Source organism: Microvirga sp. M2, assembly GCF_047497095.1.
Classification (GTDB): domain Bacteria; phylum Pseudomonadota; class Alphaproteobacteria; order Rhizobiales; family Beijerinckiaceae; genus Microvirga.
The window spans coordinates 1,934,501-1,960,764 of record NZ_CP134063.1; the positions used below are offsets into that span (position 1 = coordinate 1,934,501).

The window sequence follows — 26,264 nt, forward strand, 5'->3', positions numbered from 1 at the left end:
CCTCTTCGTGTGAACTCTCCGAACCGGGAGGATGACTGGGATTCAGGGGGGAATCTTCGGTCTTGATCGCGCGGAGCGTTCCGGCCGGCGATGCCGGTCGCGCGCCCGTCATGGCCGGGCTCATCCTCCGCGGGTCGCGGATATGGACGCTCTCCTTCTCGGGGGGATGACGACGAGAGCAGGGGCAGCCCGCCTCGGGCGGGCCCGAGACGGCGGTGAGGGACGTGTCTTCCTGGCGGTTGTGCGAGGGCTCAGTCGCCGATGCTCGCCGTCTGGACCGGGTCCAGGGGCATGCAGCGGCCGTGGGGCACGAGCTTGCGATAGTCGCGCGGGTCGCAGGCGCTCTGGACGAACATGCGCCACTGGTTCTCGGTGCCGTAGAACGTGTTGCGGTCCACGTCGCCGTCGACGCCCGGCACGCGGCCGGTGGTGGTGAACTGCCAGAAGGTCCAGCGGCGGTCGGCGTAGCGCTCGTGGGGCTCCGCGGCGGTGCTGCGGATCCAGAACGGGTAGTCGGAGAACTCGCCTTCGAGGATTTCCTTATGGAAGGTGATGTCCGTGTAGATGATCGGGCGCTTGCCGGTATGCGCTTCCATCTCCCGCAGCATGACGCCGATCATGGAGAGGGCCTGCTCGCGCGGAACCTTCTTCGGGCAGTTCACGGACTGGCCGTTCCATTCCACGTCGAGGACCGGGGGCAGGGCCTCGGGGTCGGCCGGCACGTTCTTCTTGAACCAGGCCGCCTGCTCGTGGGCGGGGCGGCACCAGAACACGAAGTGGTAGGCCCCGCGCGGAACGCCGGCCTTCTTCGCGCCGTACCAGTTTTCCGTGAAGCGGCTGTCGATGTGATCGCCACCCTCGGTGGCCTTGATGAAGGCGAACTTCGTGCCCGCCTGACGCAGCGACGCCCAGTCCACCTGGCCCTGCCACTTGGAGATGTCGACCCCGTGGATCGGGAGCCTATGGGCGGTCGCGACGCCCTGGTGCGGGCGCACATCGCCCTTGGCCGGGTAGCGGCTCGTGGGGGAGATCGCGCAGGAGGCCAGGCCGAAGGCGATGGCGGTCAGGGCGCCGAAGCGGGCAGCCCGAAGGATCGTCGTCAGACCGGAGCTTGTGGAGCGGCGGGAGGAACGGCGGCGTTTCGTCATCGGGCTTATCTGTCATGAACGCAGAACTGGATCGCATCAGGGATGCCCCAAAGGGGTTAACATCCTCCTTACGATCAGCTCCCTGCAATCGTATTACAGATTAAACCAGAGCGTGGCTATACCCAGGAAGGAGAAGAAACCCACGATATCGGTGATGGTGGTCACGAAGGGACCGGAGGACACGGCGGGGTCCACGCCGAGGCGGTTGAGCCCCAGCGGCACGAAGATGCCGCCGAGCGCCGCGAAGATCAGGACGGTGATGAGGGCGAGCCCGATCACGAGGCCGATTTCGGGGGTCTGGAACCACAGGGACGCGAGTCCCCCCATGATGAGGGCGAAGACGACGCCGTTGAGAACACCGACCGCCGCCTCGCGCACGATGATGCGCCACGCGTTGGAGCGTCCGAGATCGCGGGTGGCCAGCGCCCGCACGGTCACCGTCATGGTCTGCGTGCCCGCATTGCCGCCCATGGAGGCGACGATCGGCATGAGGATCGCCAGGGCCACCATGTGCTGGAGCGACTGCTCGAACATGCGGATGACGCCCGCCGACAGGAAGGCCGTGCACATATTGGCGAAGAGCCAGGGGAAACGGCTGCGCTGGGTGTAGAAGACGGTGTCCGACAGTTCCTCGTCCGACTTCACGCCGCCAAGCTGCTTGATGTCGGCATCGGCTTCCTCCTCCAGCACGTCGACGATGTCGTCGACCAGGATCACGCCGACGAGGCGGTTCTCGGAATCCACCACGGCGGCGGAGACGAGGTTGAAGCGCTCGAAGAGGCGCGCGACCTCTTCCTGGTGGTCGGTGGCCTCGACCCGGTCCGGCTCGTCCTCCATGATCTCCTGGATCGTGATGGGACGCTTCGAGCGCAGCAGCCTGTCGAGGGCCACCGCGCCGAGAAGGTGCCCCGCCGGATCGATCACGAAGATCTCGTAAAAGGTGTCGGGCAGCTCCTCCGTCTCGCGCATGAAGTCGATGGTCTGGCCCACCGTCCAGAAGGGCGGCACGGCGATGAACTCGGTCTGCATGCGCCGGCCGGCGCTGTCTTCCGGGTAGTCGAGGGAGCGCTGGAGCGCGACGCGCTCCATGGCGGGGAGCTGATCGAGGACCTCGGCCTTTTCCTCGTCCGGCAGGCTTTCGAGAATCGTGACGGCGTCGTCGGAATCGAGCTCGCGGACGCCTTCCACGACGGTCGAGGTTTCGAGCTCCTCGAGAATCTCCTCGCGGACGGCCTCGTCCACCTCGGTGAGCGCGGTGAAGTCGAAGGCGGACCCGAGCAGTTCGATCAGCCGCGGGCGCTGCTCCGGCGCCAGGGCTTCGAGGAGGTCGCCGAGTTCGGATTCGTGAAAGTCCTCCACCAGCTGCTGCAGGCGCTCGGAATCGGACGCATCGATGGCGTCCGCGGCGGCGGCGAGGAATTCCGGATTGAGCTCGCCTTCCTCGTCCCGGAAGGCCAGGGGCTGAGGAACCGGCCCGTCGGGCGGCGGAAGAGTCGGATTGTCGTCGACTTCCAGCATGAGCCTGTCCTCGGATTGTTGAGCGGGCCTTTTAGGGGCGTGCGGGCATGGGTGCAACGCGCCTGAAAGCCTCGTTCAGGGAAATGATGAGCCGCCGTTCCTGGAAGATCGATTCCTGGAAGATCGATTCAGGCTCGCGAAAGGAAGATTCGGGAACGTAGCGCATCGTGCGGAAAAGTGGACCCGGTTATCCGCAATGAACGATGCGCTCGTCCAGAGAGTGGAGCATCGAACCGATCGCAAAAGCAAAAAAAGCGCTTCCGGGGGCGATGCTCTCGCGCGATGGAATCCGGGCAACAAAAAAGGCTCCCGAAGGAGCCTTTTTGTGATACCCGAAGGCATCCGGTGAGTTGGTGCGGCCAAGAGGACTCGAACCTCCACGGGTCTCCCCACTAGCACCTCAAGCTAGCGCGTCTACCAATTCCGCCATGGCCGCGGAACTCGTCTTCAGGAGTTGCGCTCCCGAAGTGGTGGTGGCTCTAACAGATCGATCCGGGCACCGCAAGCCCATCTTTTCACTCCGTCGCGAAACTCGACTTTTCCTATGGGAAGATGTGCATCCCGGAGCCGACAATCCCCATATGAAGGGCGGAATCAGGGGCGCGTGTTGACCGTTGCCGCTGTCCGGGACCACAAGATCGCAACATTGAACGTAAGGGTGAAGCGGTGTCGAACCTGCGGGACAGCCTGGCCGATCGGTTTTTGAGCGAGAGCGGATCCGATTCCGTGGAATGGGCGATCTCCGAGGGGCTGACGCCCTACGAGGCGGCGGTCGCCTTCATGGAGGCGCGGGCCGAGGCGATCGCCGAGGGGCGGGCGCGCGAGCTCGCCTGGCTCGTGGAGCACCCCCCGCTCTATACGGCCGGGACCTCGGCGCAGCCCGCGGACCTGGTGGATCCGGACCGGTTCCCGGTTCATCAGACGGGCCGGGGAGGGCAATATACCTATCACGGCCCCGGCCAGCGGGTGGCCTATGTGATGCTCGACCTGAAGCGCCGGGGACCCGATCTGCGGCGCTACGTGGCGGCGCTCGAATCCTGGCTGATCGGGACGCTCGCGGAGTTCAACGTCCGGGGCGAGCGCCGGGAGGACCGGGTCGGCGTCTGGGTGCGCCGTCCCGACAAGGGCGAGACCGCCGAGGACAAGATCGCGGCGATCGGCATCCGCGTCCGGCGCTGGGCGACCTTCCATGGAATCAGCCTCAACGTGGAGCCGGACCTCTCCCATTTTTCCGGCATCGTGCCCTGCGGGGTGACCCGGCACGGGGTCACGAGCCTCGTGGATCTGGGGATCCCCGTGACCATGCCGGAGGTCGACGCGGTCATGCGAAGGGCCTTCGAGGATATTTTCGGCCCGACCGAGAGGGTGGAGGCGCCGTTGCTTTCCGGCCACGAGGGGTAGTTTTTCACACCCGCCATGGTCAGGCTTCTCCTCCTGGCCGCTTCGTGCTCTAAGCTAGAGCAAACGGATGATCATTGGCGGACATTTCATGCAGCGCACCCTCCTTGCTTCCCTTCTCCTCCTCGGCGTCTCGGCCTGCAGCTACCATCCCGATCCGACGGATCTAGTGAAGGTCGTCGATTCTCCTGCCGACGTGCGCGTGTGCCAGCGCCTGGGCGAGGTGAGCCCCGTGGTCTCGACCACGCCCGGCTTCGGCTCCGCGTTCGACGGCATGAAGGAGGCGGTCGTCGCCCTGGGCGGCACGCATCTCTATCTGCAGCAGAACTCCCACGACTGGTCCCTCGTGCGCGGCATCGCCTATCGCTGCGGCTCCAGGGTCATCCAGCGCGAGACCGTCATCCGGGCCAAGGGCTGACGCCAGCCTCGCGACGGCGCTGCGCGGGCTCCCTCGTCTCGGCGACTGACGGAGGGCCCGCCGGTCCAGCCGTGAAGGAGCCAACACAACAGGGAGCCTGACGCCGTGTCCGTCATCGCCACTTCCGCCGATCTCGCGTCGGACAACGCGCGGGCCAACCGCGCCGCCTGGGCGGCCCTCGCCCGCGACCTTCAGGCCAAGCGGCAGGTCGTCGCCGAGGGCGGACCCGCGAAGGCGCGGGAGCGCCACCTCGCCCGCGGCAAGCTGCTGCCGCGCGAGCGCGTGATGCGCCTCCTCGATCCGGGCGCTCCCTTCCTGGAACTCGGCTCCCTCGCGGCCTACGGCCTGTACGAGGACGCCATCCATGGCGCCGGGATCATCACCGGCATCGGGCGGGTGGAAGGCCGCGAGGTCATGATCGTGTGCAACGATTCGACCATCAAGGGCGGCACCTATTATCCGATGACGGTGAAGAAGCACCTGCGCGCGCAGGAGATCGCGCGCGAGAATCGTCTGCCCTGCATCTATCTCGTTGATTCCGGCGGCGCGAACCTGCCGCACCAGACGGATGTCTTCCCCGACCGCGACCATTTCGGCCGCATCTTCTACAATCAGGCGACCCTGTCCTCGATGGGGATACCGCAGATCGCCTGCGTCATGGGCTCGTGCACGGCGGGCGGGGCCTATGTGCCCGCCATGTCGGACGAGACCGTCATCGTGCGCCGCCAGGGCACGATCTTCCTGGGCGGCCCGCCTCTGGTGCGGGCGGCGACGGGCGAGGTGGTGTCGGCGGAGGAACTCGGCGGCGCCGAGGTTCATGCCCGCCAGTCGGGCGTCGCGGACCATTACGCCACCGACGATGTGCACGCGCTTTCCATCGTGCGCCGTATTGTCGGGACGCTCAACACGCGCAAGCGGATCGACATCAATCTCGCCGAGCCGGCGGAGCCGAAATACGCGATCGACGATCTCGACGCGATCGTGCCCACCGATCTCAAGAAGCAATACGACATCCGCGAGGTCATCGCGCGTCTCGTCGACGGGTCCGAGTTCGACGAGTTCAAGCGGCTCTACGGCACCACGCTGGTCACGGGCTTCGCCCGGATCTGGGGCATGCCCGTCGGCATCGTGGCGAACAACGGCATCCTGTTTTCGGAAAGCGCCCTGAAAGGCGCGCATTTCATCGAGCTGTGCTGCCAGCGGCGGATCCCGCTGCTCTTCCTGCAGAACATCGCGGGCTTCATGGTCGGCCGGCAGTACGAGGCCGGCGGCATCGCCAAGGACGGCGCAAAGCTCGTCACGGCCGTGGCCTGCGCCCAGGTGCCGAAGATCACCCTGCTCGTCGGCGGCTCGTTCGGGGCGGGCAATTACGGCATGTGCGGCCGCGCCTATTCTCCGCGCTTCCTGTTCACCTGGCCGAATTCCCGCATCTCGGTGATGGGCGGCGAGCAGGCGGCGAGCGTGCTCGCCACCGTGCGGCGCGACAATCTCGAGGCCGAAGGCAAGAACTGGAGCGCCGAAGAGGAGGAATCCTTCAAGGCTCCCATCCGCAGCAGATACGAGGAGGAGGGCTCTCCCTACCACGCCACCGCCCGTCTCTGGGACGACGGCATCATCCTGCCCTCCGAGACCCGCCGGGTGCTGGCGCTGGCCTTCTCGGCCGCTTTGAACGCTCCTGTTCCGGAGACGCGGTTCGGCGTGTTCAGGATGTAGCGCACGGAAGGCGGCCTTCGTTCGGAACCGGCCGGGGCCGGTCGGAATTTCCAGGTCATGTCCACGAGCGCACTTGAGAGATACCGCTCGCAATATGCGGAGCAGATCGCACGCCTGACCGAAATCCGCGACAGGCGCATCGAAACCGCGTTCGCGGCCGTGCCCCGCGAGAACTTTCTTCCTCGCCCGCCCTGGACCACGATCAGCGCGGGCGTTGCAATCCAAACGGCAGATGTCGCGGGCATTTACGACAATGTCCTCGTGGCCATCGATCGCGAGCGCGGCATCAACAACGGCGAACCCGCGCTTCATGCAACCTGGCTCGATGCGGTGGCGCCGCAGCCGGGCGAGACGGTGATTCATGTGGGGGCCGGGACCGGCTACTACACGGCGATCCTGGCGCGCCTCGTCGACCCCGGCGGCCACGTGGAGGCCTTCGAGTACGAGGCGGATCTCGCCGCCCAGGCGGCGCGCAACCTCAGGGACTATCCCCCTGTGAGCGTGCATGCCGGATCCGCCTTCGGGCGGCCGCTTCCCGAAGCCGACGTGATCTACGTCAATGCCGGCGTCGCCGCTCCGGATGTCGAATGGCTGAAGGCCCTCAAGCCGGGCGGGAGGCTGATCTTTCCATGGCAGCCGCATCAGGGCTGGGGCCCTGCCATGCTGGTCCGTCGCCGGGCAAAGGGCTTCAGCGCCAAGCCGCTCATGACCGTGGGGTTCATCGCGTGCAGCGGAACGACGGAGCGGCCCAAGTCGAACCGCAAGCCCGGCGAGGCCGGTCTTGCGGCCGTCCGCTCGATCTGGCTCGGCGCCGACCGGGCGCCCGACCCGACCGCCGTGGCGGTCTACGATCGGGTCTGGTTCTCCTCGGCCAAAGTGGAGGCTTAGAGCATCGGACGCAGGGATTGGGTTTGCACTTTTGGGCTCGATCCGATGCTCCCCCTATAGAAGAGCGCATCGTTCCTGCGAAAAACCGGAGCCCCTTTTCGCCCGATGCGCGGGCGCGGCCCGCCGGGTCCGCACGATGCGCTGGGGCGGTCCGCTCTGTGCGCCCTCGCACCTTACCCAGCGGAATCATTGCATAGAATATCCATGGGGAAGAGCGGGAAGTAGTGCCGGGATGTCCGCTACAGAGTATCCGACGGGTGGTCGAAGTTGTGGCCTTCAGGCAACACCCAGAAACCTTCCTCATCCTGCCGTTCTTGGCCCGAGCGCCGCCGCGATCCCGCCATAAAGGGCGATCACCTGTAAAAGCCAGCTAAAGTGCTTCTAAACCAACGCTTTATGACGAGGCGCTTCAGGGGTATTGCCGATTAACTCTATCGGACGGCCTGTCGCGAGGATCATTGCATCGGTGGCGCAGCACGTGGCAGATCACGAAAGTTCCATCCTGGTGGGGGCTCTCGTGAGAACCGGATGGAAAAGAGAAAAAATCCATGCACGCGCGCCTGATCGACACATTGAAGCTGATGAACCGTCCCATGACGGTAGCCGCTTGCGCGTTGGTCTTGCTCGGCTCCTCCTCTGCGCTCGCTCTGGACGCCGCACCACGTCCTCAGCCTCTCACGCCGGCGCTCGCGCCGGGGCTTGTTCCGTCCGTGAAATACGGCTCCGTTCGCGAGGCCCTGCGCACGGGCATGCGCGATTACAATGCGGGCGACAAGCTCGGCGCCGCTGCGGCGCTCGAATATGCGGCGGGGCAGGGGCATACGCTGGCGCTCTGGAAGCTGGGGCGGATGTATGCGGATGGCGACGGCGTCGAGCACGACGACCTGAGGGCGTTCGAGTACTTTTCGAAGCTCGCGGACCAGCATGCGGACGAGAGCGCGGATTCTCCGAACGCGATGGTCGTCTCGAGCGCGTTCGTGGCGCTCGGCGGCTATTTCCTCGACGGCATCAAGGGCACCTACGTGACGGCCAATCCAGGCCGGGCCGTGGAGATGTTCAGCTACGCCGCGTCCTATTTCAGCGATTCCAACGCGCAGTACAACCTCGCCCGCCTCTACATGGAAGGGACGGGCGTCTCCCGGGACGTGCGTCAGGCCGCGCGCTGGTTCAACCTGGCGGCCGAAAAGGGACATTCTCCGTCCCAGGCGCTCCTCGGGCATATGCTGATGAATGGCCAGGGCGTACCGCGCCAGCGGGCCAAGGGCCTCATGTGGCTGACGCTCGCACGCGAATCCGCGGCGGCATCCGGCAAGGACCAGTGGATCGAGAGCCTGTATCAGGAGGCGTTCTCGTCGGCCGAGGAGAGCGACCGCAAGCTCGCCCTCGCCCTGCTCGAGCAATACATCCAGGCGCGTCACTAGAGCCTTTTCCATGAACCTAAGTTCACGGAAAAGGCTCTCGTTGTTTGAGAAAGACGCCTTTTCTTCGCAAAACCGGCATCCACTTTTGCGGAAAAGGCTCTAGAGCATCGGTTTCAATCCCGAAAGCGCAAGCCCACTTTTGGGTCCGATGCTCCCTTCTTCGAGAGGGCGCATCGTTTGAGCAAGAAAAGCCGGGTCCCCTTTTTCGCGCGATGCGCCGACGGCGGTTACGCGATTTCCAGATCCACCATCACGGGCACATGGTCGGAGGGCTTGTCCCATCCGCGCACGTCCTTGCGGATCGACGCGCTCGCGAGCTTGTCCTGCGCCTGAGGCGACAGGAGGAGATGGTCGATGCGGATGCCGTTGTTCCGCTGGAAGGCCCCCGCCTGATAATCCCAGAACGAGTAGAGCCCGGCCTGGTCGCTGCAGGCGCGCAGGGCGTCCGAGAGGCCCAGGTTCACAAGCTCCCGGAATTTCCGGCGGCTTTCCGGCTGGAAGAGGGCGTCGTTCGCCCATGCCTCGGGATTGGCCGCGTCCTCGGGCTCCGGAATCACGTTGTAGTCGCCGCAGAGCACGAGCGGCTCCTCCAGCGCGAGAAGACGGCGCGCATGGACGTTCAGCCGGTCCATCCAGGAGAGCTTGTAGTCGAATTTGGGCGTGCCGATCGGATTGCCGTTGGGCAGGTAGATGGACGCGACCCGCACGACGCCTCCCGACACGGGAATGACGCCCTCGAGATAGCGTGCCTGTTCGTCGGTCTCGTCCCCCGGCAGCCCTTTCCGCACATCCTCGAGCGGACGCTTGGACAGGATGGCGACGCCGTTATAGGTCTTCTGGCCGTGGGTGACGACGTTATAGCCGAGCGCTTCGACCTCGGCCCTGGGGAAGGCCTCGTCCATGCACTTCAATTCCTGGAGGCAGACCACGTCGGGATCGGCGCTTTTCACGAAGGTGGCGAGATGATCCAGCCGCTGCTTGATCGAGTTCACGTTCCAGGTGGCTATGCGCATCGTGTCCGTCCCGTCTTTCTCTCGCCCGTCGTTCTCTCTCGGCTTTCTTCGGATGTTCGCCGAAAGCTTGCAAGGCGGAACCGACCGCCATCCCCACGGCATCCGTGACACCGCGGCGGTTCGGGGCCATCGACAGCGCGGCCCGCTTTGCGCTACGACGCGGCGCGCCTGCGTTCCTCTCGCGCCTGCGAGATCCCGAGGCTGCAGCGCCCGTCCCCGTTCACGAGAAAAGGTGATCGATGTCCAGCATTGAAATCCACGGCTATGCCATCGTGTCGGACGACGATCGCATCGCCGATGCGGCGGGCATGACGCCGGACGTGCTGCGCAACGATGCGGACTGGGCCTATTTCCAGGCGGAGCTCAACCGGTCCGACGTCACGGTCCTGGGCCGCCTGGGGCACGAGGCGAACCCGAATCCCCGCAACCGGACGCGCATGATCGTCTCCTCCTCGTCGCGGGGGATCGAGAGGCGCGCGGACGGCTGGTGGTGGAACCCGCAGATGCTGTCCTGGAAGGAGGCCGCGCGCATGGTTCTGCCTTATGGGGGCAGGGTTGCGGTTCCGGGCGGGCGGCGGGTTTTCGATCTCTTCCTCCGGATCGGCTACGATGCCTTCCATCTCACGCGGGCCGAGGGGATTCTGGTCCCCGGCGGCATTCCGCTCTTCTCGGGATGCGAGGGCGGACGGCAGGCCGAGGCGATTCTCGGCGAAGCGGGCCTCACGCCCGGACATCGGCAGGTGATCGACCCGGCCGGTCCCGTCAGCCTTGTGGTATGGCGTCGCTGATCGGAAACCTCCCGAGCCTGCGCCGAGTTGACGTGCGGAACCCCTTTATCGGGAAAATGCACATGCGCCTCACGATACCGGCCGTTCTGATCGTCTCCGGCCTCCTGGCCGGCGCTGCCTGGGCTCAAGGGTCATCCGGCGGCTCATCCGGAGGTGGCTCGAGCTCCGGGGGCAGCGCGGGATCCTCTTCCGGCAGTGCGGGAACCTCCTCCACCGGCACAGGCACCTCGTCCGGGATGGGGGCACCGTCCGGCGGCATGACGACAGCGCCGTCCATGGGCACCGCCCCTGCGCCGGACAGCACGTCCACCCTGACCCGCCCGGGCCCAGGCGCGCAGACTCCCGCCAGTCCCGCGACAAATGCGCGCCGGTCCTCGACGCCTGAGGAAGCGAACACTCCGCCGACCCCTCCGCCCGGGACCGAGGGCAGCACGGGCGGCACCGCGGAAAACAATGCGGCGACGACCACGGGCGGGATCTCGGGCACCAACCAGCGCCCTGGTCAGCCCTCGGCGGTACCCCGTTCCGCAAGGGAAAACGAGCTTCTCAAGGAAGGCCGGGAACTGGAGGACAAGGCCAAGCAGGGCATCTGCCAGGGCTGTTGAGGCGTCGCCGGCCCGCAGGCGCGGCTCGGCGCGGGAGCAGGGGGAGGACTTGGAAAGTCTTTGAAAAACCTATGGGAATAAAGGCCTTTGCGGGTTCCGTAAGCATTCGTTAACCATGCACGCGCATTGTTTCCCGGCGGCCGATGGAAGTGTTCCAGGCGATTCACCGGGGGTAGCGCTCATGACCGAAAAGAGCTTCGCAGACACGATCCGTGAAAGGATCGCGGCGGTTGAGGTAGTGACCGAGGCAATTGCCGGGGAGGGAAGCGAGACCGACCTGCGGGACCTGCGCGTCCTGCTCATCAATACCATGAGCCTGCTGAGCCGCGATCCGGGCGTCGAAGCCGCCGTGGACGACCTCTATGCCGCTGCCCGGGAGACCGTGAAGGATGCCCTGGCGGGCGTTCATCCCGTGCCCAGGAACGTGCGCCTTCTGCGCAGCGCCCTTGTCCGCTTCTGCGAGAGGGTCCCGGTCGTATCCGGCCTGTCGGACGCCGACGACGCTTTGCGGTTCCGCGGACTGGAAGCGGCCTACGCGGTTCAGCTCGAGCGCAACGCGGCGGAGACCGACGAGGAAGAGGCGGCGGAGGTTCGTTCCGCAGCCTAGGTTCCCATAGCATTTCCGGCACAGGGGGGCTGTTTAGGGGTGTTATCCTAACGTAAGGTCAGTTATACGAGGGGCTTCTCGTCATGCTCCTCGTGCGGCGCGCCCGTCGCTTTACAGGAGCCCCCTGATCCGATGCGGATCGGGCCCCAGCCGGAAAGCGCAGGATGGCCGTCGTCACGTTCCATCGCTCCATGCCCGCAGGCCTTCGCCTCCAGGATTTTTTCAAGCCCGTTCTGGACGCGATCGTCTTCGCTCAGCAGGGCGAACGGTGGACGGCGAGTTTCCAGGTCAACGTCTCCAACGCGCCGCTCGCCGTCTTCTACGAGGGAGCCGCTCTCTCGAACGATTTCGGCGAGGTGTCCTATCTCCGGTTCGGGCCGAGTGCCTCGCCATGGCTCTCCTTCGGCGAAATGGGCGGGTCCAGCCTGTTCACCTATGACGGTCTCGCCACGTTCCACCGGCAGGGGGCCCAGGCCGCCGCCCTGATCATGGCCGGGGACGACACCCTCTACGGATCGTCCCATGGCGATTGCCTGGAGGGCTATGGGGGAGACGACGTTCTCGACGGGCAGGCCGGAGCCGACACGCTCGTCGGCGGCGCGGGCAACGACACCTATATCGTCGACAACAAGGAGGACCGGGTCCTCGAGGCCATCGGCGGCGGCTACGACGTCGTTCAGACGAGCGTGAGCTTCGCCCTCGCGGCGGATTCGGAAGTCGAGGTCCTGAGGGCCGCGCCGAATGCCCGTTCCCTGACCCTGACCGGCAACGCGTTCAGGAACCAGATCATCGGAACGCCGGGTAACGATTTCCTGGACGGAAAGGGCGGTATCGACACGCTGATCGGCGGTGCCGGGGACGATACCTACCTGGTCGACAATGCGCTCGACATCGTGCTGGAATACGCGGGCGGCGGGCGCGATACGGTCATCGCGCAAAGTTCGTATCAGCTCGGCGACAATCTCGAGATTCTCAAGGCCAGCCCGGGCAGCGCCCGCCTCATTCTCACCGGAAACGCGCAATCCAACGAGATCTACGGAAACGCCGGAAGCAATACCATCCGTGGGCTGGACGGCCACGACAAGCTGTACGGCGACGGCGGCAACGACACGATCGATGGCGGCAACGGCAATGACGTCATCTATGGGGGCATCGGCAACGACCGCCTCGATGGCGGCGCCGGAAACGACAAGCTCTATGGCGACGTCGGAAACGACATCCTGAACGGCGGCTCCGGAAACGACACCCTCTATGGCGGCCCCGGCCATGACAGCATGAACGGCGGCGATGGCAACGACACGATCTATGGCGACGTCGGAAACGACACCATTCTCGGCGGCAACGGCAACGATCGCATCTACGGCGGAACCGGCGACAACAAGCTCACGGGTGGCGCCGGCAACGACACGCTCTACGGAGGGATGGACCGGGATACGCTCTCGGGCGGCGACGGAAACGACAGGCTCTACGGCGATGCGGGCAATGATTATCTGAACGGGGGCGCGGGCCTGAATACCCTCTCGGGCGGCTGGGGCCGGGATACCTTCGTCTTCGACACGGCGCTGGATAGCAAGCGGAACGTCACGACGATCACGGATTTCAACGTCGCCGACGATACGGTCAGGCTGGAAAACGCCATCTTCAGGAAACTCGCCAAGACGGGCGTGCTGAGCCAGAGCCACTTTGTGATCGGAAGCAAGGCGCAGGATAAGAACGACTACATCATCTACAATTCGAAGACAGGCAGCCTCTATTACGATCCGGACGGGTCGGGCTCCTCCCGTCCCATCCTGTTCGCGAAGCTCAAGCCGGGACTTGCGCTCACGCACAACGACTTCATCGTCATCTAGGGCATCGACCACCGCTCATAGGTCGATCAGTCTGGGGCGATCAGCCTGAGGGCGCGTTTTGCTGCGGCGAGGCGTGCGGCCAGGGCGGCGTTGTTCTTGACCAGGGCAATGTTCGTGGCAAGGCTGCGGCCGCCTGTGCTTTCGAACAGGAACGACAGCAGGAACGGCGTCACGGCTTTCCCGGTCACGCCCCGGCGCGCCGCCTCGGCGATCGCCTGCTCGATGAAGCCTTTCATCTCCCGCGCCGGAATCTCGTCGGTCTCCGGCACCGGATTGGCGATGAGGGTGCCGCCCGTAAGACCGAGGGCGTCCTTTGTGCGGATCAGATCCGCGATGGCTTCGGGGCTGTCGAGCCGGACGGGAACGGGCAGTCCGCTCGACCGGCTCCAGAACGCGGGAAACTCGTCCGTCCGGTAGCCGACGACCGGCACGCCCCGCGTTTCGAGATATTCCAGGGTCCGGGGCAGATCGAGAATCGCCTTGGCGCCGGCGCAGACCACCGCGACCGGCGTCCGGGCCAGTTCGTCGAGATCGGCCGAGATGTCCATGGTACGCTCGACGCCCTGATGGACGCCGCCGATGCCGCCGGTCGCGAAAACGCCGATGCCCGCCAGATGAGCGCAGATCATGGTCGCGGCGACCGTCGTCGCTCCATGACGCTTCGCGGCGACCGCATAGGGCAGGTCGGCCCGGCTGAGCTTCATCACGCCCGTCGCGGTTCCCAGCCAGTCGAGCTCCTCGTCCGTGAGGCCGATCTTGATGCGGCCGGCGATGACGGCGATCGTCGCGGGCAGCGCGCCGTTGTCCCGCACGACCGCTTCGACCTCGCGCGCCGTCGCCACGTTCTGCGGGTGGGGCATGCCGTGGGTGACGATGGTGGATTCGAGAGCCACGACGGCTTGGCCTTCATTCAGGGCCGCTCTCACCTTGGGGGCGACGTCGAGGAAACGGCCGACCGTGTCGTGGCCCATCAGCATGCTCCTTCACTACTCATTCCCGCACTACTCATTCCCGCACTACTCATTCCCGCCGCGGCGGATTCCAGCAACGCAAGCGAGAGGTCCGGACGCACGCTGGCCGGACACTCCATGGTCAAAGCGGCCGCTACCGTACCCATTCGCACGGCCTCCGCCAAGGAGCGGCCTTCGAGCAGGGCGACGAGCGTGACGGCGATGAGCGCGTCGCCCGCGCCGGTCGCATCGACGATCCGGGCCGGGATCGCCTGGACCCTCGTGCGGCCTCTGCGATCCATCGCGATCAGCCCGCCTTCGCCGGAGGTCAGGACGACCCGTTCGGGACCGCGGGCGAGAAGAGCGGCTGCCGCGGCGTCGGGCGAGATGCCCGCATCGTCCAGAAGAGCCCGCGCCTCGTCCATGTTGAGGAACAGGAGGCCGACACCGGTCAGGTCGCGCGGCAGGCGCATGACCTTCGCGGCCGACACGGCGTCGATGGCGAGCATCGGGCAGTGCCGCCGCGCCAGCCCGATCAGCTCGTGCAGGGTGGGCGAGGGCAGGTTGCAGTCGGCGAAGATCCAGGACGGGGCGATCTCCGCCCAGATCCGGCGGAGGAGCGACGAGTCGAGGGCATCGAAGATCGCCATGTCCGCCAGCCCGAGGGCGAGATCGCCCTCGGGCTCGAGGACGGCGACGTATTCGGCGGTGGCGTGGTCTTCCGAGATTCCGACATGCCGGATGTCGATGCCCAGGCGCGCGAGCTCCGCCCGGATCGCACGCCCGTTCTCGTCGCTCCCCAGAAGCGTCACGAGGGAGGACTTCGTTCCGAGCCGGGCGATGCTCTCGGCCACGTTCCGGGCCACGCCGCCGAACGAGCGCTCGGCCATGGCGGGATTGGATGTCCTGAAGTGAATGGGCGCGCGCGTGCGATATTTGCGATCGACGGTCGCGCCGCCGATGCAAACGATCCTCCCTGCTTGGGGCTTCATCCGTCCAGGCCTTTCGGGTGTGAGAATCTCGCCGTCCGCATGATACGCCAAGATTGGCCGCGCCCCGAGCGAACGGGATTTGCGGGACATGCGGACGGACGACGGGCGCGTGTCGTCCGCAGGAGGAGGGGCGATGCTCGAGCGCAATTCCGGCGATCGAGCCGGAATGATCGGCGGCCTTGATCGTTTGAGACAGATGATTGACCGAACTGGACAAAATGCCCGGGCGATCCTTCGCGTTCGTTGAATTGCGGAGTTTGCCGATTAACATAAGTGAACCTGATGCAATTCGAAGCTGTTTGTACCCGAGTCTGGTCTTGAGCGCTTTCAACCGCGCCGGTTCGGATCATTTTTAATCGATTGCGAGCAGCCACGATGGCCGATCACATAGTGACTTCGTCCATGCCAAGCGATCGCCCGGCACCCGCGCCACGGCCGAGTTCAGCCGTCGCGTCCCCCAGGCCGACGCTTCCTTACGGATATATCCATCTGGGAGTTGCCAAGGGGGTCGCTCCGGCTCTGCGGGATTTCGGCCTCGACCCGGACGCGACGATCAGGGAGGCGGGCCTCGATCCGGGTCTTTTCGACGATGAGGAGAACGTGATCCCGCACGCGACCCTGGGCCGCTTGCTGAGCTTATGCGTAGCCCGCACCAACTGCCCGCATTTCGGGTTGCTGGTCGGCAGGCGCGCGACGATCCTGTCTCTCGGCATGATCGGCCGCCTGATGCAGCACTCGGAGACCCTGGGGGACGCTCTGCGCGCCATCGTGACGTATCTGGGCGTCCAGAACCGGGGGGCCGTGCCCTTGCTCGCGGTCAGCAACGACCTCGCCCTCTTCTCCTTCATGATCTACCAGCCCCATATCGAGAGCGCGGATCAGATCTCGGACGGCGCCCTCGCCGTCACGGTCAATGCCATTCGGACCCTGATAGGCTCCGACTGGAATCCGACCGAGGTGCTCCTCCCGCGGATCGTCCCTCCTGATGTGGAACCCTACCTCCGGCATTTCCGGGCTCCGGTCAGATTCGATCAGGAAAGCGCGACCATCGTGCTGCCCGCGCGCGATCTGGCGCGCCGGGTCCCCGGGGCCGATCCTCTGATGCGGATCCTTCTGGAGGAACGCATCGAGCACATGACGGATTCCGCATCGGATTTCGCGGACGGAATCCGGAGGCTGCTGCGAACCCGCCTGACGAGCAACCGGTGCTCGGCGGAGGATATCGCCGCGCTGATGGCGATGCACCGGCGGACATTGAGCCGCCGCCTCAAGGACAGCGGGGCCGGATACCGGATCATCGCGAACGAGATCCGCTTCGAGATCGCCCGGCAGTTGCTGGAGGATACCGAGGTGTCGCTCTGCCAGATTGCGGCGGCTCTCGGATATTCGGAGGCGAGCGCCTTTACCCGTGCGTTCCGACGCTGGTCGGGCCGAACCCCGACCGCCTGGCGCGCCAAGGGGCGCCAGCGGTAACGCGCGAGCGGATCGATTGGCCGGTGGGCCTCCTGGGACAGGTCCTTCCGGGACAGGTCCTTCCGGGATCCGGCGCGGCCGCTCGTCGACGCCTGTCAACGCGGGCGTCGAAATCGGTTATAGTTGCTGGAGCCTCCAGGCAGGCTTCGGGAGATCGGACTGGGACAGAGCGTGAGAGGGACAGGGCAGAGGAGATGGGCCGGCGCCTTGTGGGCGATGGCCGCTCTTGTCCTGATCCATGTGAACGGTCCGGCGGTCGCTCAGGCGCCGCGCGCTCCCGCACCGCCCTCGGCACAGGTCGATGAGCTTCTGCGGCTTCTCGAAGATCCCGCCATCCGCCAATGGATCGACCAGCAGCGACGACCGCCGGCACTTCCCGGAGAGGTCGCCCAGCAGGCCACGCTTTCCGAGGCCCTCGGGATGCGCATCGCTGCGATCCGCAGTCAATTCATCGACCTCATGTCGGCAATTCCTCGTCTGCCGGAGGAGGCCAGACAGGGTGGGGAGCTGTTGTCCGCGGAGCTTCAGAGCCGGTCCCCGCTCAATATCCTGCTCCTGGTGTTCGGGTTTCTCGCCCTCGGAATCGGCCTGGAACGGATCTTCGTCAGGGCGACGGCGAGGGCGCGGGAGCGGCTCCTCTCGTCTTCCGGAGACACGGTGAATGGGCGCGTGAAAGCGATCGGCATGCGCCTTGCCCTGGGACTGACCTATGTGGCGATCTTCGGGATCGGGAGCATCGGCGCCTTCCTGGTCTTCGACTGGCCGCTCCTGTTGAGGCGCATCGTCCTGGCCTATCTGGCGGCGGCGCTCCTTTTGCGGCTCGCCCGCCTCGTCACGCGGATCCTCCTTGCGCCCGGGGGCGCGTGGCGCGTGGCTTCCGGCCGCTTCCGGGTCATTCCCCTTGCCGACGGCGAGGCCCGGTTCTGGTATCGCCGCGTGATGCTGTTCATCGGCTGGTTCGTCTTCGGCTGGGCCACGGTCGAGACGGCCCGCAATCTCGGCTTCTCGTTCGATGGCCGCAGAGTGGTCGCGTATTTTCTCGGGATCGGCCTTCTGGCCATCGCCCTCGAGGTCGTCTGGCGGCGGCCCGTCACCGCCCAGGCTGCCGCAAATCCTGAACGACCGGCGCGACACCACCATCTCGGAAGCTGGCTCCTGTCGATTTACCTCGTTCTCCTGTGGGGGTTCTGGGTCGCGGGCCTCATGGGGGTCTTCTGGCTCTCGGCCGTCGCCGTCATCCTGCCGAAGGCCGTGACGATCACAAGGCTTTCGGTTCGCAATCTTCTTCATCCTCAAGGGACGGGTGAGCTCTCCGCCGATCACGAGATGAACGCCGTCTACCTCGACCGGGGCATTCGCGCGATTCTGATCGCCGGAGCAGCTCTGTTCCTCGCCTGGGTCTGGCAGATCGATCTCGTGGAGCTGACCAGTCGGGACACGGCGGTCACACGACTGGTGCGGGGCGTCCTGAGCAGCCTCGTGATCCTGCTCGTCGCGGACTTCGTCTGGCAGGTGGTCAAGACTCAGATCGACCGCAGGCTGACGCGCATTCAGGCCACGACGGTGCCCGGCAGCGAGGAGGCGTTGAAGCAGGCGCGGCTCCTGACGCTGCTGCCGATCTTCCGGATGACGGCCTTCATCGCCCTCGCCGTGGTGGCGGTGCTGATGGCGCTGTCGTCGCTCGGAGTGGAAATCGGGCCTCTGATCGCCGGCGCCGGGATCTTCGGCGTCGCGGTCGGCTTCGGGTCGCAGGCGCTGGTGAGGGACGTGATCAGCGGAATCTTCTACCTTCTCGACGACGCCTTCCGGGTCGGCGAGTACATCCAGAGCGGCAGCTACAAGGGCACGGTCGAGACCCTCGGCTTTCGCTCCGTGAAGCTGCGGCATCATCGCGGGCCGATCTTCACCGTGCCTTACGGGCAGCTCGGGGCGGTCGAGAACATGAGCCGCGACTGGGTCATCGACAAATTGACCATCAACGTGACCTACGACACGGATCTCGACCTGACCAAGAAGATCATCAAGCAGGTGGGCAAGGATCTGGCGTCCGACCCCGAATTCGCGCCGCACATCATCGAGCCCCTCAAGATGCAGGGCGTGGAGCAGTTCGGGGATTTCGCGATCCAGATCCGCCTGAAGATGATGACCCGCCCCGGCGAACAGTTCGCGGTCCGGCGCAGGGCCCTCGCGAATCTCAAGAAGGCCTTCGACGAGAACGGGATTCAGTTCGCGTTCCCGACCGTGCAGGTGGCGGGCCGCGGAGAGAGCGAGCCCGCGGCCGCGCAGCATGCGCTCAAGCTCGTCAAGGGAACGCCGCCCGAGTGATGTTGCGCAGCGTGGTGTCGGCGAATCGGACCCCGCTTCGCCGAAGAAAGTTTCAGGCCAGGTGAAGCTTCAGGCCAGGTGAAGCTTCAGGCCAGGTAACGCTCGACCAGACGGGCCCAGAGCGCGGCGCCCGTGGTCAGGCTGGCGTCGGCGAAGTCGTATTTCGAGCTGTGCAGAATTGCGGATTTCACGCCGTTGCCGAGCCGCAGGAAGCTTCCCGGCTTGTGTTCGAGGAAATAGGCGAAATCCTCGCTTCCCGGAATGAGATGGCAGGTCGAAACCCGGTCCGTTCCGATCAGCTCCTCCGCGACCGCGCGGGCGAAGACCGTCTCGGCTTCCGAATTGACGACCACCGGGTAGCCCCGCTCGTAGTCGATCTCCACGGTCGCGCCGTAGCCGTCGACGACGGACCGGGTCAGCTTGACGATGCGCTCTTCCAGGAGATCGCGAATGTTCGGATCGAAGGAGCGGACGCTGAGCGCGAGCTTGGCATATTCCGGGATGACGTTGACGGCGTTGCCGGCGTGGATCGTGCCCACCGTGACGACGGCCGTCTGGGTCGGGTCGATGTTTCGCGAAACGACCGTCTGCAGCGAGACGACCAGATTGCACGCGACCACCACGGGGTCGACGGTGAGATGGGGGCGCGAGGCATGGCCGCCGACCCCTTTGATGGTGATCCTGACCGTGTCGGACGAGGCCATCATCGGGCCGGAGCGCAGAAGGATGTCGCCTTCCGGTGCGCCGGGATGATTGTGCAGGCCGAAGATCGCATCGAAGGGAAATCGCTCGAAAAGGCCGTCGGCGATCATGGCCTGGGCGCCGCTCACCTTTCCGGCCTCTTCGGCCGGCTGGAAGACCAGCGTGACGGTGCCGTTGAAGCGGCGGGTGCGGGCCAGATATTCGGCTGCGCCCAGCAGCACGGTCGTATGGCCGTCGTGGCCGCAGGCATGCATCTTGCCGGGGGACCGGCTGGCATAGGACGCACCGGTCTCCTCCACGATCGGGAGAGCGTCCATGTCGGCCCGGATGGCGATGCCCTTCTGCCCGTCGCCGGCGCTCAGGCGCGCAACGACGCCGTGCCCGCCGACGTTGCGGGTCACCTCATAGCCCCAGCCCTCGAGCTTCTCGGCGACGAAACGCGCCGTTTCGGCCTCCTCGAAGGAGAGCTCCGGATGGGCGTGGAGATGATGGCGGATGCCGGTGAGCTCCGCCTCCATGGCATCGAAATCGGAGACTCTGGCGAAGACGTTGTCGTTGAGCATGAATTTCGTCCGAATGACTTTGAGAAAGGCTGGCTTGAAAGAAAGAGGCCGTCAACGGTCACAGAAAGCGCGACAGGAACGCCTGCGTGCGCGGATGCTGCGGGTTCCCGATCACGTCCTCCGGGCTGCCCATCTCGACGATCTTGCCGCCGTCCATGAACACGACCCGGTCCGCGGCCTCGCGGGCGAAGCCGATCTCGTGGGTGACGACGATCATGGTGAGGCCCTGCTTGGCAAGGTCGCGCATGGTCGCCAGCACCTCGCCGACCAGCTCGGGGTCGAGCGCCGATGTGGGCTCGTCGAACAGCATCAGCTTGGGCTTGATCGCCAGGGCGCGGGCGATCGCGACGCGCTGCTGCTGGCCGCCGGAAAGCTGGCGCGGATAGCTTTCCGCCTTTTCCGACAGGCCGACCCGCTCCAGGAGGCTCATGGCGTTCCGGGTCGCCTCCTGGCGGCTTTCGCCGTGAATGCCCACGGGAGCCTCGATGATGTTCTGCAGCACCGTCATGTGCGGGTAGAGATTGAACTGCTGGAACACCATGCCGATCTTCCGGCGCTGGCGGGCGATGCCGTTCGCGGAGAGTTTCTCGAGGCGGCCGTGATGGAGCCGGTAGCCGATCTGCTCGCCGTCCACGGCGACGAAGCCCTTGTTGATGGCCTCCAGGTGATTGATGCAGCGCAGGAAGGTCGACTTGCCGGATCCGGAGGGGCCGAGGATCACGACGACCTCTCCGGGCATGATGTCGAGGTCGATGCCCTTGAGCACTTCGAGCTGATCGAAGGACTTATGGACGTCGCGGACCTGGACGATGGGGTTCATGGTCTGGACGGCGCTCAATGGCTTGCCTCCTGTACCGCGGCGCCCGCGAGCGCCGGCTTCCCGTCGGCTTTGTTGCGGCGTTCGCTGCGGCCGTAATAGGCCTCGATATAGCCCTGCCCGACGTTGAGGATCGAGGTGATGAGCAGGTACCAGATGACCGCCACGAGCAGCATCGGAACGATCTCGAAGGTGCGGTTGTAGATCGACTGCACGGAATTGAGCAGGTCGGCCATCGCGATCACGCTGACGAGGGAGGTCGCCTTGATCATGCTGATGAGCTGATTGCCGGTCGGCGGCACGATGGAGCGCATGGCCTGCGGAATGATGATGCGCCACAGGGCCCGGCCCCTCGTCATGCCGAAGGCTTCGGCGGTCTCGGCCTGGCCGCGGTCCACCGAGAGGAGGCCGCCGCGAATGATCTCCGCCATGTAGGCGGCTTCGTTCAGCGCGAGACCCACGATGGCGGCCGTCATCGGGGTGATCACCGAATTCGTGTCCCAGCTCGCGAGCGTCGGACCGAAGGGGATGGCGATCGAAAGCTGCGGGAACAGGGTGGACAGGTTGTACCAGAAGATGAGCTGCACGAGCAGCGGCGTGCCCCGGAAGAACCAGATGAAGAGGGCCGCCAGCGAATTCGCGAGCCGATCCTTGGACAGGCGCGCGATGGCGAGCACCAGCCCGAGGCTGACGTAAAGGCCGCTGATCACCGTCGGATCGAAGAAGTAGGCGGCCACGACGGGCCAGCCGAAGTTTTCGTTATGGGCGACGATCCAGGCGAAGTTCGCCGCCACGAGAAGGATGACGGCCCAGAGGATCAATCGGCCCGTGCGGAAGGGAGCGTGGGCCGTCGCCACGTCCCGGAAGGGCGCATCGCCGGAGGGCGATGCGCTCGACGGATCAAGCCGGTTCATTTCGGGAGCGCTCCGCCGAGATTGATGCCGGGCTCCTTGAGCATGTTGTTCTCGAGGCCCCACTTCTTCATGATCTGGGCGTAGGTTCCGTTGCTCATCAGGAGCTTGATGGTATCGAGAAGCACCGGTCCGAGCGGCGAGCCCTTGGGCACGACGGCGCCCTGATAGAGGTCCTCGAAGCCGTTCCGCTGCCCGATGCCGGTCAGCTCGAGCTGGCCGTTGGCCTGGGCGACGAAGTAGGTGAGGGGAGCCTGGGACGAGAAGAACGCGTCGGCGCGCTTCGAGCGCACGGCCAGAATCGAGCTCGGCTGGTCCGTATAGGACTGAACCGCGAGCGCCTCCTTGCCGTCGGCCTTGCACTTCTCCGCCTGAGCCTGGATCACCCGTTCGGCCGAGCCGCCGGCCATGACGGCGATGCGGTTGCCGCAGGCGGTGTCGAGCGAGGTGATGCCCTTGGGATTGCCCTTCTGGACGGCGAAGACGACGAATTCCTGAACCCAGTCGACGAAGTCGTTGGACTCTTCGCGGCTCTTGAAGTCGCCGACGGGGCCGAACGCGAACTGATAGCGTCCGGAATTGACGCCGGCGAGCAGGGCCGGCAGGCCGCCGACCGTGATATGCTCGATCTTGACGCCGAGGACCTGCCCGATCGCGTCCGTCAGATCGTTGCTGGCGCCGGTCATCTCGGTGCCGGTGACGATCTCGTAGGGAGGGAACGAGCCGTTGTTGACCGAGATCATCTTGCCTTCGGTCCGGATCTTCTCCGGCAGGCGTGCCCGCAATTCGTCGTTCACGCTCTGCTTCGGGACGGCGGCTTCCTGTGCCACGGCCGAGCCTGCGAGAACCAGGGCGGCGAGGGCGGCGGAGGCGATCAGTTTCGGATGCATGGGAAAGGCCCTTTCGGTTTGAGGACGCTGTTTCAGGTCTTCAGTCGTTTTATCGGAAACTCACGTTCTAACGGAGACTCATGTCGCATCGGCGTGCCAGGGGAAGAACTCGGCGGGCGTCAGGACGCGCGGAAGAATCTTCTGCTCGTAAAGCTCGGTGGCGAAGTCGCTGATCATCTTCTCGTTCGCCTTGAGGCCGCTGATATTCCAGGAGGGAGGCAAATCGGCGGCGCAGCGGCGCAGCTCGTCGATCATCCAGGGAGTCGTATCGGCGTATTTCTCGCGCTTCTGCAGCCACATGCGCTGGGAGGCGTCGATCAGCTCGCTGAGCTCGTCCATGACCCACGGATGTTCCCGCACGATCTCGGCCTTGAGGCCGATCAGGTGCATGCCCGGCACATAGCCGACCTCGTGGAAATAGGCCGCTTCGGCCGCCCTGAAGTCGTCGAGGACCTGGCGGAAGGGTGAATCCTGGTCGAAGAACCCGGGCGGCATGAAGGGGGTGAAGATCGCGTCCAGGCCCCCGTCCTTCAGAAGATCGACCATCGGCCGCTCGCCGGGAGCGGCTTCGATGCGGCCCGGGCGTCCGAATCCGTCGAGCCGGTCCGTGATGGGATGGGCCTCGGTCAGCCGGCCCGCGTACCACATGGCGTCCTCGACCCCGACGCCTTCGCGCCGGATGGCGGCGCGGGTCCAGGTATTGCCGGAATCCCGCCAGCCCGTGATGCCGATCTTCTTGCCGGCGAGATCCGAGAGCCTGCGGATCGCGCTGTCCTTCCTGGTGATGATGCAGCGGTGGCGGAACCCGCGCATGATGAAGTTCGGGATGCCGGCGACGCTGTCGTCGCCGTCGTGCCGCAGCTGCGAGTAGCGGCTGAAGGACATCTCCGCCCCGTCATAGGCGGGGTCGCGGGCGACGTTGGAGATCAGAGTGCCGACACGATCGACCTTGACGTCGAGGCGCGATGACCGGACGTCGCCTAGGACCAGAGGCGTTATGTAATCCCAGTCGCGGAGGGCGAGGCGGAGGGTCAACGGCATCGGCATTCACTCGCTGCAAACTTGTCTAAAGGTTCATTAAAATGTTCACATAACGTTGATCAAACTCTATTATGTTATTGAACATTAAATCTGGTGCGACATGGCTGAGAGCAGGGACGCGAATTGGTTCACCGACAAGCTGACGGACAGGAGCATTCGCGGGATCGCCCTTGAGACGAGGGCCCTGATCCGGGCGGGCGCGCTTCCCGTCGGGACGAAGCTGCCGCCGATCCGGGATCTCGCCTTCGCCCTGGGGGTCAGCCCTGCGACCATTTCGGAGGCCTGGAGCGAGCTGCGGCGCCAGAAGATCATCAGCGGGAGAGGGCGGAACGGCACCTGGGTGAGCGGCGACCGCTTCGTCGCCAAGCCGAACCGCCTCGGGAGCTCCGGCAATTACGGCGAAGGCATCCTGAACCTGACCGCTGCCGTTCCGGATGTGCGCCTGCTGCCGCCGCTCGCGGAGGCGATGGCCTACGGCGCCTCGGCCGAGAACCTCAACAGCTACGAGCGCAACCGGATCCTGCCGGAGCTGGAGGAGGAGGTGAGGAAGGCATGGCCCTACGAGCCGGAGGCCTTCCTGGCGACGAATGGCGGCTACAACGCGGTCTATACGCTGGTTCACGCCCTGCTGCCGCCGGGGGCGGCCGTCGCCATCGAGAATCCGACCGGCATGCGCATTCTCGACATCCTGGAAGACCGGGGGGTGCGCATCGTGCCGGTCGAATGCGACGGCGAGGGGCCGCTGCCGTCGTCTCTCGCGGCGGCGATGAAATCAAGGCCCGCCGCCTTCATCTTCCAGCCGCGGCTGCATTCCGTCACCGGCCAGAGCGTCAGCCGGGACCGCCTGGAGGCGCTCGCCGAGGTCCTGAAGGAGACCGATATGCTCATCGTGGAGGACGACGGCGTCGGGGATATCTCCACGGCCCCGCGCCATTCCCTCGGGACCCTTTTTCCGAACCGGGTCATCCACATCCTGTCGTTCTCGAAAACGCACGGGCCCGATCTGCGTCTCGCCGTCCTGTCCGGCACCAGGGCGATCGTCGAGCAGATCCAGTCGTACCGCAGCTTCAGCGCGGGCTGGACGAGCCGCATCCTGCAGGCCGCCACCGCCTGGCTCCTGCGCGATCCGGCGACGCGGGACTCCGTCGATCACGCGCGAACGGTTTATCACACGCGGCGCGCTCATCTGGTCGGCGCATTGCAGAGGAGGGGCGTTCAGGCCCTGCATGGCGCGGGGCTGTGCGCCTGGGTTCCGGTGTCCTCGGAGCCGTTCGCCATGGTGACGCTCGCGGCCCACGGCATTGCCGCCCATCCGGGGGCCAAGTTCTCCAATCTGCCGACGCGGCATTTGCGCATTGCCACGGCGACCCTGTCGGACCGCTACGAGACGGTCGCGGACGCGATCGCGCTGGCGGCCGGAACGTGATCGAACGCCGATGCCGCGTGATGCCGGACGACGTCAACGGCAGTCGAACGAGGGGCCGCGTCATGTTGTCCCGGCGCTGTCGGTTTCCCTCTGCGGTTCCCCTCTGCGATTCCCCTCTGCGCGGCACGCGCCTGAAACCGTCGGTTAACCAGGAAGGCGCATCCTTACGCTGCGTGAATCAAGGGACTGGGCGGGCCCTTCATCCGGAGACGATTGCCCATGACGGAGAAGACCCTTAACGAAGCCATCGAAGAGAGGCTGAAGATGATCCCTCCCATCGTGAAAGCCATACAGGCCGGTGGGGAGGAGGCCTATCTCCGCGACCTTCAGACCCTTCTGAGAAAGAACCTGGCGAGCCTTCTCACTCTCTACGAGCGCGATCCCGGGCTCGATGCGGCGACCACCGACCTTTACGCGGCGGCGGCCGCCGTCGTCAGGGATGTGGCGATCGCCTCGCAGCCCTATGCGCGCAAGCGCCGCCTGCTCAAGGAAGCGCAGGGGCGGTTCGAGGAGCGGATCGCGCTGGCCCGGCCCAGGGAGCGCCGACCGACCGCCTCCTGGCGCCAGAGCGAACTCTTCCTGGCGGCCTGACGGGCGTCGGCCCGCCGGGTCCGCAGGATGCTCCCTCTATAGATGAGCGCATCGTTCCAGCAAAAAACCGGCTCCCACTTTTTCGCACGATGCTCCCCCCTATAGAAGAGCGCATCGTTCCAGCGAAAAACCGGTTCCCACTTTTTCGCACGATGCGCGGGGCGGAGCGCCTCCTCCCCGGGGCTGCTCCGCTTCATCCTGTCGAAGGTCGGTCCC

At 65.6% G+C, this 26,264-nt stretch carries 23 protein-coding genes and 1 tRNA gene; 13 read left to right on the plus strand and 11 right to left on the minus strand.

The annotated features are described in order from the left end of the window. Nucleotides 1-251: 251 nt before the first annotated feature. The 3 genes from RE429_RS09175 to RE429_RS09185 all read right to left on the minus strand — a co-directional run bounded on the left by RE429_RS09175 (nucleotide 252) and on the right by RE429_RS09185 (nucleotide 3,102). The gene (locus RE429_RS09175) at nucleotides 252-1,148 is read right to left on the minus strand and encodes a GH25 family lysozyme (RefSeq protein WP_414473973.1); all 897 of its coding nucleotides are present in this window, start codon (nucleotides 1,146-1,148) and stop codon (nucleotides 252-254) included. A 93-nt stretch (nucleotides 1,149-1,241) separates the two neighbouring features. Next, nucleotides 1,242-2,666 (minus strand): magnesium transporter, encoded by a 1,425-nt coding sequence (gene mgtE, locus RE429_RS09180; RefSeq protein ID WP_414473974.1) that lies wholly within the window; start codon nucleotides 2,664-2,666, stop codon nucleotides 1,242-1,244. Between the two features lie 351 nt (nucleotides 2,667-3,017). After that, a tRNA-Leu gene (locus RE429_RS09185) sits at nucleotides 3,018-3,102 on the minus strand. A 230-nt stretch (nucleotides 3,103-3,332) separates the two neighbouring features. Here RE429_RS09185 and lipB point away from each other — a divergent pair. From lipB to RE429_RS09210, 5 genes are all read left to right on the plus strand, one after another. Next, nucleotides 3,333-4,067 (plus strand): lipoyl(octanoyl) transferase LipB, encoded by a 735-nt coding sequence (gene lipB, locus RE429_RS09190; RefSeq protein ID WP_414473975.1) that lies wholly within the window; start codon nucleotides 3,333-3,335, stop codon nucleotides 4,065-4,067. 88 nt (nucleotides 4,068-4,155) lie between these two features. Beyond that, on the plus strand, nucleotides 4,156-4,482 hold the full coding sequence (locus RE429_RS09195) for a hypothetical protein (RefSeq protein ID WP_414473976.1): 327 nt from the start codon (nucleotides 4,156-4,158) through the stop codon (nucleotides 4,480-4,482). A gap of 114 nt (nucleotides 4,483-4,596) precedes the next feature. Beyond that, nucleotides 4,597-6,195 (plus strand): carboxyl transferase domain-containing protein, encoded by a 1,599-nt coding sequence (locus RE429_RS09200; RefSeq protein WP_414474161.1) that lies wholly within the window; start codon nucleotides 4,597-4,599, stop codon nucleotides 6,193-6,195. Nucleotides 6,196-6,252: 57 nt separating this feature from the next. Continuing rightward, complete coding sequence (locus RE429_RS09205; RefSeq protein WP_414473977.1) at nucleotides 6,253-7,083, plus strand: protein-L-isoaspartate O-methyltransferase family protein; 831 nt, start codon at nucleotides 6,253-6,255, stop codon at nucleotides 7,081-7,083. A 581-nt stretch (nucleotides 7,084-7,664) separates the two neighbouring features. Continuing rightward, entirely contained in the window at nucleotides 7,665-8,504 is an 840-nt protein-coding gene (locus tag RE429_RS09210) for a tetratricopeptide repeat protein (RefSeq protein ID WP_414474162.1), read from the plus strand. A gap of 227 nt (nucleotides 8,505-8,731) precedes the next feature. Here RE429_RS09210 and xth read toward each other — a convergent pair whose 3' ends face one another. Continuing rightward, a complete protein-coding gene (xth, locus tag RE429_RS09215) occupies nucleotides 8,732-9,517 on the minus strand; it encodes an exodeoxyribonuclease III (RefSeq protein WP_414473978.1) in 786 nt (261 codons plus the stop codon). A 239-nt stretch (nucleotides 9,518-9,756) separates the two neighbouring features. Here xth and RE429_RS09220 point away from each other — a divergent pair, with 239 nt between their 5' ends. The 4 genes from RE429_RS09220 (at nucleotide 9,757) to RE429_RS09235 (ending at nucleotide 13,367) form a co-directional block, all read left to right on the plus strand. Then, nucleotides 9,757-10,305 (plus strand): hypothetical protein, encoded by a 549-nt coding sequence (locus tag RE429_RS09220; RefSeq protein ID WP_414473979.1) that lies wholly within the window; start codon nucleotides 9,757-9,759, stop codon nucleotides 10,303-10,305. Nucleotides 10,306-10,367: 62 nt separating this feature from the next. Then, a complete protein-coding gene (locus RE429_RS09225; RefSeq protein ID WP_414473980.1) occupies nucleotides 10,368-10,910 on the plus strand; it encodes a hypothetical protein in 543 nt (180 codons plus the stop codon). Between the two features lie 181 nt (nucleotides 10,911-11,091). Next, complete coding sequence (locus tag RE429_RS09230; protein ID WP_414473981.1) at nucleotides 11,092-11,517, plus strand: hypothetical protein; 426 nt, start codon at nucleotides 11,092-11,094, stop codon at nucleotides 11,515-11,517. A gap of 164 nt (nucleotides 11,518-11,681) precedes the next feature. Beyond that, nucleotides 11,682-13,367, plus strand: coding sequence for a calcium-binding protein (locus RE429_RS09235; protein WP_414473982.1), 1,686 nt, complete (start codon nucleotides 11,682-11,684; stop codon nucleotides 13,365-13,367). A 26-nt stretch (nucleotides 13,368-13,393) separates the two neighbouring features. Here the strand turns inward: RE429_RS09235 and RE429_RS09240 are convergent, their stop codons facing one another. Together RE429_RS09240 and RE429_RS09245 are read right to left on the minus strand one after the other, a co-directional pair. Next, a complete protein-coding gene (locus tag RE429_RS09240) occupies nucleotides 13,394-14,338 on the minus strand; it encodes a pseudouridine-5'-phosphate glycosidase (RefSeq protein ID WP_414473983.1) in 945 nt (314 codons plus the stop codon). Beyond that, nucleotides 14,338-15,309, minus strand: a complete 972-nt coding sequence (locus tag RE429_RS09245; RefSeq protein WP_414473984.1) for a carbohydrate kinase family protein — start codon at nucleotides 15,307-15,309, stop codon at nucleotides 14,338-14,340. Before RE429_RS09245 ends, RE429_RS09240 begins: the two co-directional genes overlap by 1 nt. 402 nt (nucleotides 15,310-15,711) lie before the next feature. Here RE429_RS09245 and RE429_RS09250 point away from each other — a divergent pair, with 402 nt between their 5' ends. Together RE429_RS09250 and RE429_RS09255 are read left to right on the plus strand one after the other, a co-directional pair. After that, entirely contained in the window at nucleotides 15,712-16,782 is a 1,071-nt protein-coding gene (locus tag RE429_RS09250; RefSeq protein WP_414473985.1) for an AraC family transcriptional regulator, read from the plus strand. A gap of 216 nt (nucleotides 16,783-16,998) precedes the next feature. After that, on the plus strand, nucleotides 16,999-19,107 hold the full coding sequence (locus tag RE429_RS09255; RefSeq protein ID WP_414473986.1) for a mechanosensitive ion channel family protein: 2,109 nt from the start codon (nucleotides 16,999-17,001) through the stop codon (nucleotides 19,105-19,107). An 86-nt stretch (nucleotides 19,108-19,193) separates the two neighbouring features. Here RE429_RS09255 and RE429_RS09260 read toward each other — a convergent pair whose 3' ends face one another. From RE429_RS09260 to RE429_RS09280, 5 genes are all read right to left on the minus strand, one after another. Beyond that, nucleotides 19,194-20,372: a M20 aminoacylase family protein gene (locus RE429_RS09260; protein ID WP_414473987.1), complete on the minus strand. Its 1,179-nt coding sequence runs from the start codon at nucleotides 20,370-20,372 to the stop codon at nucleotides 19,194-19,196. A gap of 58 nt (nucleotides 20,373-20,430) precedes the next feature. Further along, a complete protein-coding gene (locus RE429_RS09265; RefSeq protein ID WP_414474163.1) occupies nucleotides 20,431-21,192 on the minus strand; it encodes an amino acid ABC transporter ATP-binding protein in 762 nt (253 codons plus the stop codon). Nucleotides 21,193-21,206: 14 nt separating this feature from the next. Further along, nucleotides 21,207-22,103 (minus strand): amino acid ABC transporter permease, encoded by an 897-nt coding sequence (locus RE429_RS09270; RefSeq protein ID WP_414473988.1) that lies wholly within the window; start codon nucleotides 22,101-22,103, stop codon nucleotides 21,207-21,209. Next, nucleotides 22,100-22,990 carry an ABC transporter substrate-binding protein gene (locus tag RE429_RS09275; RefSeq protein WP_414473989.1) on the minus strand — a complete coding sequence of 297 codons (891 nt, stop codon included), beginning with the start codon at nucleotides 22,988-22,990 and terminating at the stop codon, nucleotides 22,100-22,102. Before RE429_RS09275 ends, RE429_RS09270 begins: the two co-directional genes overlap by 4 nt. Nucleotides 22,991-23,068: 78 nt before the next feature. After that, nucleotides 23,069-24,031, minus strand: a complete 963-nt coding sequence (locus RE429_RS09280; protein ID WP_414473990.1) for an ABC transporter substrate-binding protein — start codon at nucleotides 24,029-24,031, stop codon at nucleotides 23,069-23,071. A 100-nt stretch (nucleotides 24,032-24,131) separates the two neighbouring features. On the opposite strand from RE429_RS09280, the gene RE429_RS09285 reads away from it, so the two are divergent. Together RE429_RS09285 and RE429_RS09290 are read left to right on the plus strand one after the other, a co-directional pair. Beyond that, the gene (locus RE429_RS09285) at nucleotides 24,132-25,457 is read left to right on the plus strand and encodes a PLP-dependent aminotransferase family protein (protein ID WP_414473991.1); all 1,326 of its coding nucleotides are present in this window, start codon (nucleotides 24,132-24,134) and stop codon (nucleotides 25,455-25,457) included. A 219-nt stretch (nucleotides 25,458-25,676) separates the two neighbouring features. After that, nucleotides 25,677-26,048, plus strand: coding sequence for a hypothetical protein (locus RE429_RS09290; RefSeq protein ID WP_414473992.1), 372 nt, complete (start codon nucleotides 25,677-25,679; stop codon nucleotides 26,046-26,048). Nucleotides 26,049-26,264 lie beyond the last annotated feature (216 nt).

Bases quoted from the DNA above. Each gene is read 5' to 3' on its own strand.
- RE429_RS09175 (WP_414473973.1), bottom strand. From the start codon at position 1,148: ATGACGAAACGCCGCCGTTCCTCCCGCCGCTCCACAAGCTCCGGTCTG.
- RE429_RS09250 (WP_414473985.1), top strand. From the start codon at position 15,712: ATGCCAAGCGATCGCCCGGCACCCGCGCCACGGCCGAGTTCAGCCGTC.
- RE429_RS09220 (WP_414473979.1), top strand. From the start codon at position 9,757: ATGTCCAGCATTGAAATCCACGGCTATGCCATCGTGTCGGACGACGAT.
- RE429_RS09240 (WP_414473983.1), bottom strand. From the start codon at position 14,338: ATGGGCCACGACACGGTCGGCCGTTTCCTCGACGTCGCCCCCAAGGTG.
- RE429_RS09255 (WP_414473986.1), top strand. From the start codon at position 16,999: ATGGCCGCTCTTGTCCTGATCCATGTGAACGGTCCGGCGGTCGCTCAG.
- RE429_RS09245 (WP_414473984.1), bottom strand. From the start codon at position 15,309: ATGAAGCCCCAAGCAGGGAGGATCGTTTGCATCGGCGGCGCGACCGTC.
- RE429_RS09230 (WP_414473981.1), top strand. From the start codon at position 11,092: ATGACCGAAAAGAGCTTCGCAGACACGATCCGTGAAAGGATCGCGGCG.
- RE429_RS09270 (WP_414473988.1), bottom strand. From the start codon at position 22,103: ATGAACCGGCTTGATCCGTCGAGCGCATCGCCCTCCGGCGATGCGCCC.
- RE429_RS09225 (WP_414473980.1), top strand. From the start codon at position 10,368: ATGCGCCTCACGATACCGGCCGTTCTGATCGTCTCCGGCCTCCTGGCC.
- RE429_RS09235 (WP_414473982.1), top strand. From the start codon at position 11,682: ATGGCCGTCGTCACGTTCCATCGCTCCATGCCCGCAGGCCTTCGCCTC.
- RE429_RS09285 (WP_414473991.1), top strand. From the start codon at position 24,132: ATGGCTGAGAGCAGGGACGCGAATTGGTTCACCGACAAGCTGACGGAC.
- RE429_RS09280 (WP_414473990.1), bottom strand. From the start codon at position 24,031: ATGCCGTTGACCCTCCGCCTCGCCCTCCGCGACTGGGATTACATAACG.
- RE429_RS09205 (WP_414473977.1), top strand. From the start codon at position 6,253: ATGTCCACGAGCGCACTTGAGAGATACCGCTCGCAATATGCGGAGCAG.
- RE429_RS09210 (WP_414474162.1), top strand. From the start codon at position 7,665: ATGAACCGTCCCATGACGGTAGCCGCTTGCGCGTTGGTCTTGCTCGGC.
- RE429_RS09275 (WP_414473989.1), bottom strand. From the start codon at position 22,990: ATGCATCCGAAACTGATCGCCTCCGCCGCCCTCGCCGCCCTGGTTCTC.
- mgtE (WP_414473974.1), bottom strand. From the start codon at position 2,666: ATGCTGGAAGTCGACGACAATCCGACTCTTCCGCCGCCCGACGGGCCG.
- RE429_RS09260 (WP_414473987.1), bottom strand. From the start codon at position 20,372: ATGCTCAACGACAACGTCTTCGCCAGAGTCTCCGATTTCGATGCCATG.
- RE429_RS09290 (WP_414473992.1), top strand. From the start codon at position 25,677: ATGACGGAGAAGACCCTTAACGAAGCCATCGAAGAGAGGCTGAAGATG.
- RE429_RS09265 (WP_414474163.1), bottom strand. From the start codon at position 21,192: ATGAACCCCATCGTCCAGGTCCGCGACGTCCATAAGTCCTTCGATCAG.
- xth (WP_414473978.1), bottom strand. From the start codon at position 9,517: ATGCGCATAGCCACCTGGAACGTGAACTCGATCAAGCAGCGGCTGGAT.
- RE429_RS09195 (WP_414473976.1), top strand. From the start codon at position 4,156: ATGCAGCGCACCCTCCTTGCTTCCCTTCTCCTCCTCGGCGTCTCGGCC.